The sequence below is a fragment of the Dyadobacter endophyticus genome, assembly GCF_014641595.1.
In the GTDB taxonomy this organism is placed as follows: Bacteria; Bacteroidota; Bacteroidia; order Cytophagales; family Spirosomataceae; genus Dyadobacter; species Dyadobacter endophyticus.
The window spans coordinates 2646718-2661526 of sequence record NZ_BMIA01000001.1; the positions used below are offsets into that span (position 1 = coordinate 2646718).

Here is a 14809-nt window from a genome sequence, read left to right on the forward strand (position 1 = left end):
GATGGGACTCCCAATTAAAAAAAACCTGTGACGGGGAATCCCGCCACGGGTTTAAAATACTGCTAATTATTAACCTATTCTAATTCACTATTTTTAATATCCAGGGTTCTGTTTCAAAGCACCATTACTCTTTCTGATCTCTGTGTTCGGGATCGGGAAAAGGTAGTAGTGGTCACCTTTCCACGGCTTTCTCACCTCTGCCTCAGGTATTACACCATAAGTATAGCTCAGTTTGCCCAAAGCATCGCCCGGCTTGGCAGCCGACCAGTCCATGGTCACTTTCGTAAGCCCTCTCACGGCGATATCCACATTCCCCGGCGCGGCTTTCCAACGCATGAGGTCAAAGAAACGCGTATCTTCCAAATGCAGCTCGATCGCCCTTTCGTTGCGATAATCCCTTACCAGGGCCGCACCGCTGCTTTTAATGTCGGGCATATTCACCGATCCGCGCTTTCTAACCTTGTTGATATACTCCCGGGCCACGGCGTCGTTGCCCAATGCCATTTGTATTTCAGCGTAGTTCAGGTAAAACTCCGTCAATCTCATGAATACAACCACCTGGTTATAATCGTAGTCAAAGCTTGCGCGAGGGCCGGAAAAGTCGTCGGTCTTTTTGAATGTATAGCCCGTTTGCACCCGCCAGTGGAAAGGCGTAAGCCCTTTTACCCAGTAGGTTTTCGAATCGCGGCCGAAGTCGAACAGGTTCTGGCCGTTTTTAGGGTCCACTTTATTAGGATTGGTATAAGGCGGCGCATTGTCCGGATTCGGATTGGCATCCTCCCAGTATTCGTAGAGGCGCTCGGTACTTTTCGAACCATCGATGATGTTGATCGGGCCTGCTCCCGGATAGATCACCGCGTCGTAGAACCTCGGGTCTCTGTTTTTCTCAGGTTTCTGAGGATCGTAACCCGAAGCGGGGTTCACCGTGACACCATCCGGCATGTACGGATATTCTCCGTTTGTCATCTGGAACATGTTCACAAAATTCTGCGTCGGTACGATCCGCTGCTGCGCATCGAAACCGCTCGGCCAATAGTCGTAATTGTAACCCCAGCCGGGTATGCGGGTAGCCGGCGTGAACGACTTTCCGAAAATGGTTTCGTCAGTTTTCAGCGGTTTTTTAAACAATGCAGCGTATTGCGGGTGCAGCGTAAATCCGGCGTCGAGCACCACCTTGGTTGCTGCTTCGGCCGCTTTCCATTTAGCTATGTCGTTAGACGGGTTATTCAACGGACTGGCCAGGTAGAGCAATACCCTCGCCTTCAATGCCTGTGCAGCCGCTTTGCTGATCTTGCCCGTATTGACCGGCACCCCATTTAAAAACCCGATCGATTTATCCAGCTCGGCCAATACAAACTGAGCGCATTCGTCAAAAGTATTTCTGGGTACATCGAAACTCTCCGAGTTCAGCTGGAAGCTGCTTGTAATGATGGGCACACCACCAAACGTGCGCATCAACTCGAAATACATCCACGCCCGCAGGAAATGCACCTCGCCCCTCATTGGGTCCAGTTTATCGGCAGCAATACTCGATTTTTCGATATTCTCGAAAAATACGTTCGCCTTTCTGATAAAACCATATTCAAAATCCCAGAGCGACGCGCCATTCTGCATGGCAGCCAGGTCTGCAACGTTGTCGGCTGTCAGGTTGCCTTCGATGTAGTTGCGGATACCCGCCGAACGCTCATGCGTTTCGGGCTGGTTCACCGCGATGTCCGTCAATGCGTCGTAACCGCCGGTTCCGGGTGCCCAAGGGGGTTTGATGCCATTGTAGACGTTATAGACATAGTTTTGGAGAAAAACCGCATCATTGAATACCGCATCGTCCGATATCGCGTCCAGCGGCTTTTTGTCGAGCACGTTACATGAAGTGGCGGTAGCGATGATGCCGATGACCGACATCGTGAACGCCCGCTTCATTACGTGATTTTTTATAACTGAATATTTCATAGGTTTTTCTGATTAGAAAGTAAGATTGACTCCGAAGCTCAACGTCTTCATGTTGGGATACGCCCCGCCGTTTCCGCTCAGGAATTCCGGGTCGCCGTTGCCAAACTTTTTAAGCGAATTAAATAGCATGAATGCATTGTCGCCGGAAACATAAATCCGCAAAGCGGTAACCTTTGCTTTTGAAAGCAGGCTTTTGGGAAGCGTATAACCCAGCTGCATGTTTTTCATGCGCATCCATGTGGCGGTGTGGTAATAGAAATCGCTGTCGGAACCGGCTACGCCCGTTGGTGCGATCATCGGAAGCACCGAATTTACATTATCCTTGGAGTAGCTGTTCAGGGCCACATATTCCAGCCCGTTACCACCTGCACCCGAGTTGAATCCTGTACTCAGGCGGAACTTCGCACCGCTTTGTCCTTGCAGCAACATCGTCAGATCGAAATCTTTGTAATTCAACCCTATGCTTAAACCGTATTGCGTACTTGGGAAAATCGTGGTGACACCACTTGCATCGGTATTATTGGTGGTATTGAACATATAACGGTCGTTGCTGTCGATTTTACCATCGTTGTTCAGGTCCGCAAAAATCAATCCTCCCAACATCGCTCCCGGATATTTCACGCTATTGTCGAGGTCTTGCTGCGTGCGGTAAATACCGGTTGCCTTGTACACCAGCCTGGATCCGAACGGTTGCCCTTCCAGCTTTTGATAGAGCTCAGCCTGAGGTGTTTCGTCGAAATAAACGATTTCGTTTTTGTTATAGGAAATATTTCCGTTGATGCGCAATGTCAGATTCGAGAAGTTGTGCCGGTAACCTGCCTGGAATTCGATCCCTTGGCTGTTCATCTTACCGATGTTCTCATCCGGCAGGATCAATCCCGTGTAGCTCGGAATCGACGCCTGTCTTCTACCGAGGATATTGGAGGTTTTATTTTTGAAAAGATCCATTTCGAAAGTCAGCCTGTTATCCAGAAATGCTGCTTCAAGTCCCAAATCGGTCTTTTCGCTCACCTCCCAGGTGATGTTCGGGTTCGGTGTCGACTTCACAGCAATACCGCGTGCATCTACCCCGTTCACCACCCATCCGGCGTCGTATCCATAAGCGGCGATGTATTGGAATGGGTTAACCCGGTCGTTCCCCAGGCGTCCCCACGAGGCTCTCAGTTTCAAATTGCTGATCACATTCTTTGGAATGAATGCTTCGTTGCTGATCACCCAGCCCGCCGAAACCTGCGGGAAAAAGCCGAAACGGGTTTCTTTGGGAAAGATCGGCGAGCCGTCGTACCGCGCACTGAAACCGAACAGGTATTTTTCCTTAAAGTCGTAGCTGACACGTCCGAAAAAGTTCTGGCGGCCCGATTCCGTCGCAGTACCATCGTTATTCCAGTTCGATCTGTTGGTACTTCCAGCAAATAACTGGTCTATCAGCGGTGAATCGTAGCCAAGGCGTTGTGCCCAGAACAGGTTGTCATTATAGCTCATCTGCTCGTAAGCCACGAAAGCGTTCACTTTATGGTCTCTTGCAAATGTCGTGGCATACGAAAGCTTCACGTTTCCAGTGGTACGGAAACTCTGTTTGAAATCCTCCCTCAGACCGATGTCTTCCACTGTTCTGGATTGCTTCTTCACGATCGATCCGTCCGGAGCCCGCTCGTAGTATGGCCACACGTAGTTAAACTGCTTATTGTAGTCGATCGTTTTCACCAGCGACAGGTAACCATCCAGCGCCAGGCCCTTCACAAACGGAATGATGTATTTCGCCCGCAGCGTTCCGCTGGCAACATCGGCCCGGTACCTGCGATAACCGGGGCTGAGCAAGCGTGCAGCCGGGTTAAGGTGCGACCATCCTTCGCCGGGGTAGCGGTAATCGCCGCCGATATAAGCTTCCTGCAACGGGCTAGTGCTCGCAAGTGATCCTACTTCACCGCCGGGGCCGCCCTGAGGCGTTTGCGTGTATTTCTCGCGGACCGAAAGGTCAAGACCTACTTCAAAATCCTTGGTTACCGACACATCGATATTACTTCTCACATTATATTGTCTCAGCTTCGACTTGTTGTCGCCACGGAGGATCCCACCTTGCGAAGCCGTACCAAGCGATAGAAAATATCTGACCCTTTCGGTACCACCGCGCATTGTCAGCGAATAACGTGTTTGATGCACCGGCGGGCCGATCAGGGCATTCCACCAGTTTTCCGGTCTTCTTTTCCCTGTTTTGAAGGCATCCACCAAAGCGTCGGGAAAGTCGGGAGGCGTTCCTTCCAGCGCTCTTCTGTCGTTGAGCACCTTCATATACTGGAATGCATCCGCCGATTTTACTTTCATCGTCGGAGACTGCCATGCCTGCGTGGTAGAGAAATCGAATGTTGGCTTACCGGTAGTACCCCTTTTGGTAGTCACCAGAATAACCCCTCCCGCCGACTGCGCTCCATAAATGGCTGCGGAGGCATCTTTCAAGACTGAAATAGACTCTATATCATTGGGATCCAATCGGTTCAATCCATCGGGATCGGCATTGGCCACCCCGTCGATTACGATCAGCGCAGAGGTATTGCGGTAAGTGCTAGCACCCCTAACCAGGATCTGCGCATCGTCAAAACCCGGCGCGGCGCTCCTTTGCGTCACGTATACCCCAGCCATGCGGCCCGCAAGCGAGTTGGAAAGCGACGCAGCCGAGGATTTCTTAATCTCCGCGCCGGTTGTCTGCACAACGGCATTGGTCAGCTCCGACCTTTTCTGCGTACCATAACCTACCACCACCACGTCGTTCAATTCCTGCGGCGACACGTCGAGCTTAACCTGTATTGTCGACTGCGAACCGACCTTCACTTCCTTACTCGTATAGCCGATATAAGAGAAAACCAGCATGCTGTTCTCGTCTTTCACCCTGATAGAATAATTCCCGTCCTGGTCCGAAACGACGCCGTTGTTAGTGCCTTTCTCCAAGATATTCACGCCGGGTATCCCTGCGTTGTTTTCGTCGGTCACCTTTCCGGAAACAGCTTGGTCGGCCTTAATACGGGTTCCGGGTTCATGATGGGCAACCGCAGTCAGTCCGCGGCTTAACGGGCTGCTGCTCGCCCTCGGCGTCGGCGCCAGAAGACTCACCAGGGCAATCCCCCAGAAAGCGCCCAACGACTTGTGCGCATTGTCTGTAAGTAGTTTAGGTTTCATAAAAAATTATTGGTTAGTAAAATCGGCAATGGCGCTATCCTTCAGTCCAGGGTTAAGAACTTAAATTTCTTACAAGTCATATTTTCACAAAAAGCACATACGAAAGCCCGCAGACCAATATATTCAAAAATGCAAAAGCCATTAAGGCGGGAATACGGTCCGATACCGGTATAAGCGCTACCCGCACGCCACCAACCGGTAAGCAATATACGCTACACCTGGAAAGCTGCCACAGTACGGCGGTGTGCTCAAAAGCACCGCCTGAAAAGTCGCTGTATTTTTACTACTGCCTACCAACCCGGTTAAGCCGGGGTTCCGTCGTTTGATTTTGAATAACCGGAAGCGTCGCTCAGCATACGCTGTGCTTAAACGCCTTAAAAGGCCCGGGTAATACCGTATTCAAAATCAGCACTAAAAAATCATTTATATGTACAAACATATCGACATAAAACCGAACAAACAAGAATTATCGTAAATAATAATTCGATGAAAGGATATGAATATTGCAAGTAACCGTATTTCACATCTCTCGCGGATATTTCTTAATAAACAGCAAAAATGCGTTTTCAGGCCGTTTATTTGCATTAAAATACCCAGATATCAGAAATTAATCCAATATCTTGTTTTGTATTAACATACTCCGACACTATGTTTGCACAAAGACTCAGACAGAAGGTATCCGCCCACAACGCCCGGGAGCTATTCTCTTACGCTTTCTACTGTATACACAAAGCTGTCGGCCCGGTAATAACCCAAGTTATACTCGATGGGCCGCTCGCCCTGATCGAATACGAAACGTTTCCTGAACAGGATAGGACTTCCCGGTTCGACCTCCAGTTTAGCCGCAATGAATTTATCGGCGGCAATCGCCCCTACTTCCTCTTTGGAGAGTGTCGCAACCACCAGATGGTCCCTTTCCAGAATATCGTAAAGCGGGCGCTTAAAATCTTCCTCGCCCGTGAGGCCTACCCTGGGATGAAAATAGGAAATGAAATAGACAAATGGCCCCTCCACCTTTCCTCTGAGACGTTCCAGTTTCAGGACTTTTTTGTCCCGGGTAATGTCGAAAAAATTGGCAACCTTTTCCTCGGGCGCAACCCAGCTTACGTGTAGTTCGAAATTTTTGACGACTATTCCGCGCGCATTCATCTCTTGCGTAAAACTCTGCCAGTTCTTTGATTTTGAACTTATTACCGACTCAGCAACCTTCGTCCCGATACCTTTTTTCCGTATGAGGAGCCCCTCGTAGACCAATTTGTTGAGCGCCTGCCGCAAAGTCGATCTCGATATCGCAAGCTGCTTGGCGAGTTCGACTTCATTGGGTAGGAACTTTCCATTCATGTGCTCGGGATCGTTAATGATGTTGCGAAGCAGGTTTTCGGCCTGAACATGCAATGGAACCGGGCTTTTATGGTCGATGCTAAATTTCATAATCGGAGTTAAAGTATACAATCACAAAAATAGCTAAATAGCCTGCTTGCGAAATACCTGCGCGGCCAATGCAAACAAATAGGCTCGCGTCCGTCGGGCTACTCCAGAACAAAACTTGCAGGCGCATAAGCCCCGAGAGGAAAACTGAACTTCCCGCCTGAAAGGGCGATTCGGGAACCTGTGGGTTCGCCACGAAGGTTCACCGGCGTCGCAGACTTGAATGCTGACTTCGCCGGAAGTGATACGGTAATCTCGCCCGATTCTCCTGCCTGCTCCCACAATCTGAAAATCACTCCGGGGCCGTCCGGGTTCTCTCCGAATGCCGTCACCAACGCGCCGCTCCGGGATGTTGTCACCCCCGTTTTTTGAGATTGGAGCTTTCCGCCCTGGCCGTCAGCAAAGCCGGTCAGCAGCGGTAGCCTGGCATCCCAGGCACCTTCTACGAGGTTGGACATCGTAGCAGAATGTGTGCCGACGCCCCATACACGCACTTTTTCACTCCAAGTTCCTGCCTGCCATAACGGGAAATTGGTGTTCCACATATTATTGTAAATATTCACAAACACAGCTGGCTTACTGGGAACATGGTCCATTGAAAACTTCCACAAACCGGGCTCGCCGAGGCTGATCAAGGGTGAATCCACAGGCGACAACGCTACGCCCGACCGATCTGCCTGTGTTACCGATACGCCCGAATTGACCGCCATCAGATACTTGCTTGTGCCGGTTATGATGTCCTTGGCCGGATCAACGGGTCCGCCCAGACGGCCTATCGTAAACGCGGGACTCTTCACCGCAAAAGGAAAGCAAAGCCAGCCTCCTTCGGGATGTTTATCCGCGGTTTTGGAGTCCACAAACCATTCCACGTCGACATAGGCAGCTTTACGCGGAAATGTAAATACCATGGTGTATTTCTTTGCCAGGCCTTCGGTATCCTCCGAAATGAGCGTGGCAATATCGGCAGCGGCCGAATGTGACACCTTAATATGCCAGTTTGCAGGCGTGATGGCCTTGTAGGGCAACTTATCGGCCGTCGGCATGCCGGGTTTACCCAGGTCGTTCAATCCCCAGCCTTCTTTGATCCGGCTGTATGCGTTGAACCAGGTGTCGACTTCATTACTGCTGAACCGTTCATGCAGGAACTGTCCCAGCACATATCCCGACGACTTATCGGCCAATTCCCGGCCCGTCGATTTTTCGATGAGCGATGAAATACCGCCTTTATTCAAATCAAAAACGATTTTGAAATGAGGTGTATCAAACGATGGTTGCGTGTCGACGGTCGGAGTATAATCCTGTACCTGGCTTTCGGTGAATGCCACAAATCCCGAAGCCGGCACATCCTTCGCATAAAAGTACTTGCCTTTCTCCCAGGGGATTTCCACTAGTCCGGAGCGCGGCCACGGCAGCGCATTATATACGACCATGCGCTTCCCTCCGATACCTACTGAGCGGGCAAGGAGATTGAGGTGATTCGACAGCTCCTCATTCACGATATTGCCAGCATTATGAATATACCGGCGCTTTTCGTCGTAAGAATTCAGCCACTTTCTTTTGCTTCCTTTCTCGGTATTTTTGGCGTAGCTGTTCGGTAGTTTCGAATAGTCGCCATCGGCGGCAACCGGCTCAGCTTCCGCTTCTTTCATCCATTTTTTCCAATCATCGCCATAGCTGTACCGCGGGCCATATTCTGCATTCATTCCCCAGGTATGCTCGGCGTACAGCAGGCTCTGCTCGTAAGCTTTTGCCAATTTCTCCGAGACCGGTTCCATCGGGATATTCCATAATTTCATTTGCGTATGCAAGCCATCCAGTGCCGACTCCAGCGGACGGATATTTCTGGCAATTTTTGCTTCTTCCGGATTCGACAGCAACCCTTGAATCCAGGTATCGGGCGTGTCCCCCTTCACAACAGGCAACTTCGGGTTTTCGGCCAGTACCGCCCGGGCGAAATCGTCCAGCGTTCCCAAATGTATGCGTACGCCCGGCAGGTCCCTGGTGGTTCTTGCCAAAATTTCGTCCAGCTGCTTTTGGGTCGGCGGCCCCTCATTATCGTTGGTCATAATCATGCCCAGGTAGTTGCGGCAAGGCCAATCCACCGGCGGCTTTATTTCCGACCCATACAGCGCCGTGTACTGGCATAAAATTCGGGAACCATCAGCTCCCTCCCACCAAAACAGCGGCGGAACCCGGGGATACTGACTGGCGGGATTGCAACCCAATTGGAGAAATTTAACACCCGCGTGGTTGAGCAATACCGGTAGCACCCACGAATGGCTCGGAACATCGGTCATTTTCGCGCTGATCGGGAGCGGCAGGCCATACGTGCGGGCAACTTTTGAGGAAAACCCCAACCCCCTTACAAGATCTTCGTAATCAAGCGACTCGGTATGGGTACTGAATGGAAATGCATGGGCGACAATGGCGCCTTCGCGGACCGCTTTTTCTACGCGCAGCCTGCGCTCGGGCGTTTGCAGCGGGCCCAGTATCTGGGCACTCAGCGGCCATCCGGGGACGGTCCACGAAAAACGTTTTTCCTTAGGGAGCCTGGCATTCTCGTCTATTATTTTCAATGCATTATCCATCATTTCCTCTCTGTACCTGGCAAATACGTTGGCGGGCAAATCGGTAAAACCAAGATCGAAATGCGTCTTGAAAACCAGCCATACATCGGTTACTTTGGACGGTTCCTGCTGCGCTTGCCCGTGTGCCGCGGTGGTCAGGGCGAAGAACATTAATAAAGACAATCTCAATACGCTCATGCTTTCCGGTAATAAAATAGCTGGTTGTCTATATCCTGATGTATGCTTTTAGGGTCGCACATTTTTTCCCTGCCGATTTCCCGAACGGCGTGACCGTGTAAGCCGGCACATTGGCGGGTACTATGAATGTTTCCGCGTAATGGATCACATAGGGTTCAAAAAGTCCGTCGGGGCTCTCCACAACGGCCTCCTCACCTTCCACCAGGTTGACTACGTTCAGGTTACCACGGGTGTAATGCGTTACCCTGGCATCAAACCAGTGCCTTCTGGTTTCAATAAACTGCGTTGCATACAGCCCGGTAGATTCCTCTCTCGAATGCCCGTTTACAGAGATTTCGGTAATGTTGTTAAACAGGTTTTCTTTGACCCAATCTTCATCGCGGTTCCAGTCGATCACCTTTTTACCGTGCTCTATATTGATCGGCCTTGGCTTTCCGTCCAGTCCCAGCCTGCCCCAATCCCACAATTTGAAGGTAAAAATGTATGGTGTGGCCGAAATTTCGAGTACTACCGCGTTCTTTCCCGAACAATGGACCGTTCCGGCCGGTATCAGAATATGGTCATGCTTCTTGACCGCCAGCTTGTTGACGTATTTTTCGGCATCAAAGTCGGTCGAACCGTTCTGGGCATCTTCCAGATCCGTGATCATCTGGGCCGCATTCACATCTTTACACGTACCCAGGTATACGCAGGCATCATCGCCAGCTTCGAGAAAGTAATAGCTTTCGTCCTGGGTATAATCCATGCCAAACTGCTCCTGGATGTAAGCCCTGGTAGGATGCACCTGCAAGCTCAGGTTCCCGCCCTCCATGGTATCCAGGAAGTCGAACCGGATCGGGAACTCGGCACCAAATTGCTTGTAGACCGATTCCCCGAGCAGCTGTTTGGGGCGGGTTAATACCAGGTTAATCGAGGGGAGTTCGAAAATATACTCCCCCAATTTGAAAAGAAGGCTATTCTCTTCCGGAACGCAGTCAAAGCCCCAGGCATAATTCACTTCGTCGCGATCCAGGTCTGCCACTTCTTTAAGCCATTGTCCTCCCCATGGGCCGGGATCAAAAAAGGGAACGACGCGAAAAGGCTGGTTTACGGCCTTATCCAGGCCCTTTTTGTATATCTCCGCACCCACCATTTTAGGTTCACCGGCGAGGTGAGTATCCAGGAAATAATCAATCAGGTCGAAAAGCCTCTCCTTATGCCTGTCCAGGACACGCCAGTCGACGAAATAACCTTGCTTGTATTTCAGTGCAAATGCTTCGTCGAGGTTATTCATTCCAAAATTCCCGACCTCTTTCCGTTTCATACGTTTCTGGATCTCCCAACGCGCCAGATCGGCATAGATCAGGATATCCGCGTCGGCAAAAAGGGCGGCGCCTTCTCCCAACACCACCACTGTACCCGCCGTGATCGCCCGCAGCTCGGCCTGCGCCTGCGCCACCAAGTCCATTTCAAAAAAATCCTTCATTTCCAGGCTATTCATTTTCCCGAAAACAGGATCGTCCGTCACAAACGGGTACACCATTTCCCTGATTTCTTCGGTGTCTTTCAGGAAGTCACCGGTGTTCAGCAAGGCTACGGTTTCAAGGTTCGTTCTGATCGCGTCCAGTATTTCGGCTGTATCAACGCCATGATACAGCTCTATGCAAATCACCGTCTTAGTTTTGTTTTTGGACACGACAAGACGCTTCACCTCCGTAAAGATATTTTCCCAGCCGGCCATGCACAGCTCTGACGATTTGCTGACTTCAACAAATGGAAACTTGTCGTAATTGGAACGCATTATCAGCTATTAGTTTGTTTTAACAATTCATATACCCCCAATATTCCCGCATGCTCCGGGCGCACGGCGGCGACGAGCGCTACGTCGGCCGGAGTGATCCAGGCGTGTTTATCGATCATTTGCCTGATGTATGGTAAAATAATATGGCTGCTTTTCATGATCCCGCCTCCCACTATTACTTTCGCGGGGTCGTAGGCGTGGATCAGATTGATCACACATAACGACCATACTTTCAGGCAGCGGTCTCTCAGCTTCGCGGCAAGCGGGTCACCTTCTTCCGCCAATTCAAAAAGGGCTTTAAAATCAATCAGATCCAACCCTGCCAGCTTGCTTGCCGAAAAATCGGGAGATGCCTCTGCGATCCGTTTCAGTGCCCAGGTCGAGCCCTCGCTTTCCACACAGCCGATATTCCCGCAGTTGCAAACCGCTCCATCGACATTGATCGTCATGTGCCCCCCGAGGTTGCCGCCGAGAAAGTTCTTCCCGCGCAGCGGCGCGCCATTCACGAGTGCGCCTGTGCCCACGCCCGTACCGAGCGTGACCAGCACGAGATCGGTGCTACCCACACCCGCCCCATGCTTCCACTCCCCGATCAGCGCCGCCCTCGCATCGTTCTCCACCACAGCCGGTACTCCGAAATGCCTGTTTGCCCACGCACGAAGGTCTGTGTTTTCGGCCCCGGGATATTTCACATACCGGGATAAAATGGTCCCCTGGTAAAAATTGACAATACCGGGGAACGCAAAGCCCATACCCGTAACCCGGTAGTCGCGGCGGGCCAGCAACCGATGGATCTCCGCACCTACCTCATTCAGCCTGTATTCAAAATCCTGCTCGGCTGCCGCCTCCATATTAAGGTCTTCCAGAATTTCGCCATCACCGACCAGTCCGATCTTAATCCGGGTGCCACCAAAATCTATACCGACAAAGACTTCTTTCATTAGAAAATGTTTTAATACTTCAAGCTTCTTCCTATTCCGCCCTTCCTGGCTGGCTGTCTGAACGTGACTTGAATTTCACACGTACAAACCGCGGACGATACATATTAGGTTGCTTTTCCAATATTTCAAAAAACTTGAAAGTGTTTACATTATAGGAGATCAGCAATTCTCCCGGCGCCGACAATGCGGGATGCGCTTTGGCATTGTAGGTAAACAAATCGGGATCCTTTATGTCGGCCGAAGTCTTGTAAAGAACGATCCGCGGGCCGAAAGGTCCCACGGGCGTAGGTCCTACCTGCATGCAGATATCGGAAAACAACCCTCCCAACTGGTATACCAATGCATACTTACCGGGAGCCAGCAAACTAACACTCAATTCATTGGAGACAGAATCAGCCAATGTAGCTACCGATTTCACGTCTTTGGTCCATCCTGTACCATTCCAGAACTCCCATTCATTAAACGCTGTCACCCTAGCCGGCGTTACCCGAGCCGACACGAGCTTTTTATCGGCTCCTTTGGTCCCATACACATATACGAAGCCGTCAGGACCGGCCTGCTCCGCCGAGCTGCTATTGTTGAACACCGCCGAACCGAATGAGATCGTCTCTCCTCCGCTTTTATAGTCATTGAAAGGCAGGTCGAATTGCTGCTGGTCCGTGTAGGGAAAATGGCTTCCCGCGGGAATGCGTATCAACGAATTGCCGGTCTCTTTGAACGGGAGCGCCGAATTATCATGTGTATTGGTGATTTGATAACTAAAAATAAACAGGTCTTTGCCTGCATCGCGATTCACAAAACCGTCGCCGAGCCAGAAGTATGTGTCCTTATCCGGCTTGTGTGCGTTGGGTCTGAATATCGCCCGGTAATGCCCTGCCTCTCCTGCCATTCTGAATGTCAGCCCGGTGGAATCGGGCTTTTTGCCTTTCAGTACTGCTACCGAATTGTTGACCAGCGAGAAACCCGGTTTCAGTTTGTTTCCTTCAATTTGGCCAATCATGGTATCGCTGAACAGAAAGAGCACGCTGTCTTGCTGCTCGTAATCACTGCCGGAAAATGGGATCGCAAAAATTCCGTCGCCGCCGAACCACCCCGATTTCCTGACGAATAAGTCGGACCATTCCGGGGCAGGCGCTGCCGTAAATTCATGCTCATCCACATCCAGCCCACTCGTCGGCTCGTTACGGTCGGACGACCGTGTGCCGCATGAGAAACTGGCGAACAAGAACAACAGAGCGTAGTATTTCATCCCGGTTTACGATTATTTTATAAATATATTCAATATGTATATATGTATAAACATTCAAGCGGATATTCTTTCAAAAAACAGGTTCGCTCCGTACAGGTAGCTGCTCAACTAGCTCTCGACATGATTATGGGCTTTACTGGTAGTCAAAAGTTGTTCTATTTCCTCCAACCTTTTTCCTTTGGTTTCAAACAAATTCTTCCTCGCGTACAGGTACGAGCAGATGCAAAAGAAAGAGAACACGAAGAATGTGTTGGCAATTCCTAAATCGTCGCGCATGATTGGAAAAAGCAGGTTCACGATCCAGTCGGATACCCACATCGTCATGATACAAATCGACAACGCCCTTCCCCGGATATGCATCGGAAAGACTTCCGTGGCAATCACAAACTTCAACGGACCGAGCGAGAATGCGAAAAAGAGCAGGAACAATATGATACACAGCAGCATTCCCCAACCATTGACCCCATACATAAAACAGAGGCCGGTCAATGCCAACGCTATTGCGGCCCAGAATGACCCGACCAGATAAAGCGACCGCCTGCCCCACGTATCGACCTTCCAGATGGCGATGAGGGTGAACAGCATACTCGCTGTTCCCAGGATCACCTGGTACAGCAATGCATCGCTGGTAACTATTCCCGCAGATTTCAAAATGGTTGGCCCGTAAAAAATCACCCCGTTAATCCCGCTGAACTGCGATAGCGCCGTCAAAGTCATCGTCATCACCAGTAAGCCTCTGAAAGGAAAACGCGTCAGTTCCTTTAAGCCGCCCGACTTCTGCGAAGCGACCTGTTTTATTGCCTCCAATTCGGAACGCGCCGTTTCCTCACCGCTTATCTTTTCCAGGATTTCCAATGCCTCCTGGTTTCGGCCGTTGCCTGCCAGCCACCGCGGGCTTTCGGGCACGATCGTGAGCAGCACACAAAATAGCGACGCGGGGATGACACTCACAAAAAACATCCCACGCCATACCTGCTGTTCGAAAAGCCAATGGAACAAACCGTCGCCGACTTCCTGATGTGCTGCTGCGTGGCGCTGCAAAAACATATTACTCGTGTAAGCAGCCAGTACGCCAATGGTGATGGCCAGCTGATAGAAAGTCACCAATCCACCCCGCTTGTCCGCCGGAGCGATTTCGGAAATATAGAGGGGCGACACATTGGAAGCTACCCCCACGCCCACCCCAGCGAGTATCCTGAATACAATCAAAATTACATAAGTGCCGGATAAAGAAAAACCAACAGCGCTGACCAGGAACAGGGAAGCGGCTACAAAGAGGACCTTTTTCCTCCCTATCTTATCGGCCAGGTAGCCAGAGAATGCGACCCCGACAATGCACCCCAACAGCGCAAACGAAACAAACAACCCTTCCTCAGCGGCCGATAAGCCATATTGCGCCCTGACAGGCTCGATAATGCCGCTTACCACAGCCATATCGAACCCAAATAGAAAGCCTCCCAATGCGGCGATGAGCGTGATAAGGGAGATAAAGTGTTTTACTTGTTTTGTTTGCAAAGCGTTGTTA

General features: G+C 50.8%; 8 protein-coding genes. All 8 read right to left on the reverse strand.

The features are described from left to right. Positions 1-93: 93 nt before the first annotated feature. Complete coding sequence (locus IEY24_RS10635; RefSeq protein WP_188931464.1) at positions 94-1950, reverse strand: RagB/SusD family nutrient uptake outer membrane protein; 1857 nt, start codon at positions 1948-1950, stop codon at positions 94-96. Positions 1951-1962: 12 nt separating this feature from the next. Next, on the reverse strand, positions 1963-5121 hold the full coding sequence (locus IEY24_RS10640) for a SusC/RagA family TonB-linked outer membrane protein (RefSeq protein ID WP_188931466.1): 3159 nt from the start codon (positions 5119-5121) through the stop codon (positions 1963-1965). 699 nt (positions 5122-5820) lie between these two features. Next, positions 5821-6552, reverse strand: a complete 732-nt coding sequence (locus tag IEY24_RS10645; RefSeq protein WP_188931468.1) for a GntR family transcriptional regulator — start codon at positions 6550-6552, stop codon at positions 5821-5823. A gap of 98 nt (positions 6553-6650) precedes the next feature. Next, positions 6651-9314, reverse strand: a complete 2664-nt coding sequence (locus IEY24_RS10650) for a DUF5054 domain-containing protein (protein ID WP_188931470.1) — start codon at positions 9312-9314, stop codon at positions 6651-6653. A 28-nt stretch (positions 9315-9342) separates the two neighbouring features. Next, entirely contained in the window at positions 9343-11094 is a 1752-nt protein-coding gene (locus IEY24_RS10655; protein ID WP_188931472.1) for a class I mannose-6-phosphate isomerase, read from the reverse strand. A 2-nt stretch (positions 11095-11096) separates the two neighbouring features. Beyond that, complete coding sequence (locus tag IEY24_RS10660; protein WP_188931474.1) at positions 11097-12035, reverse strand: ROK family protein; 939 nt, start codon at positions 12033-12035, stop codon at positions 11097-11099. A 31-nt stretch (positions 12036-12066) separates the two neighbouring features. Then, complete coding sequence (locus tag IEY24_RS10665) at positions 12067-13284, reverse strand: DUF5005 domain-containing protein (RefSeq protein ID WP_188931476.1); 1218 nt, start codon at positions 13282-13284, stop codon at positions 12067-12069. Between the two features lie 108 nt (positions 13285-13392). After that, entirely contained in the window at positions 13393-14799 is a 1407-nt protein-coding gene (locus tag IEY24_RS10670) for a sugar porter family MFS transporter (protein ID WP_229221837.1), read from the reverse strand. Positions 14800-14809 lie beyond the last annotated feature (10 nt).

Bases quoted from the DNA above. Each gene is read 5' to 3' on its own strand.
- IEY24_RS10635 (WP_188931464.1), bottom strand. From the start codon at position 1,950: ATGAAATATTCAGTTATAAAAAATCACGTAATGAAGCGGGCGTTCACG.
- IEY24_RS10640 (WP_188931466.1), bottom strand. From the start codon at position 5,121: ATGAAACCTAAACTACTTACAGACAATGCGCACAAGTCGTTGGGCGCT.
- IEY24_RS10645 (WP_188931468.1), bottom strand. From the start codon at position 6,552: ATGAAATTTAGCATCGACCATAAAAGCCCGGTTCCATTGCATGTTCAG.
- IEY24_RS10650 (WP_188931470.1), bottom strand. From the start codon at position 9,314: ATGAGCGTATTGAGATTGTCTTTATTAATGTTCTTCGCCCTGACCACC.
- IEY24_RS10655 (WP_188931472.1), bottom strand. From the start codon at position 11,094: ATGCGTTCCAATTACGACAAGTTTCCATTTGTTGAAGTCAGCAAATCG.
- IEY24_RS10660 (WP_188931474.1), bottom strand. From the start codon at position 12,035: ATGAAAGAAGTCTTTGTCGGTATAGATTTTGGTGGCACCCGGATTAAG.
- IEY24_RS10665 (WP_188931476.1), bottom strand. From the start codon at position 13,284: ATGAAATACTACGCTCTGTTGTTCTTGTTCGCCAGTTTCTCATGCGGC.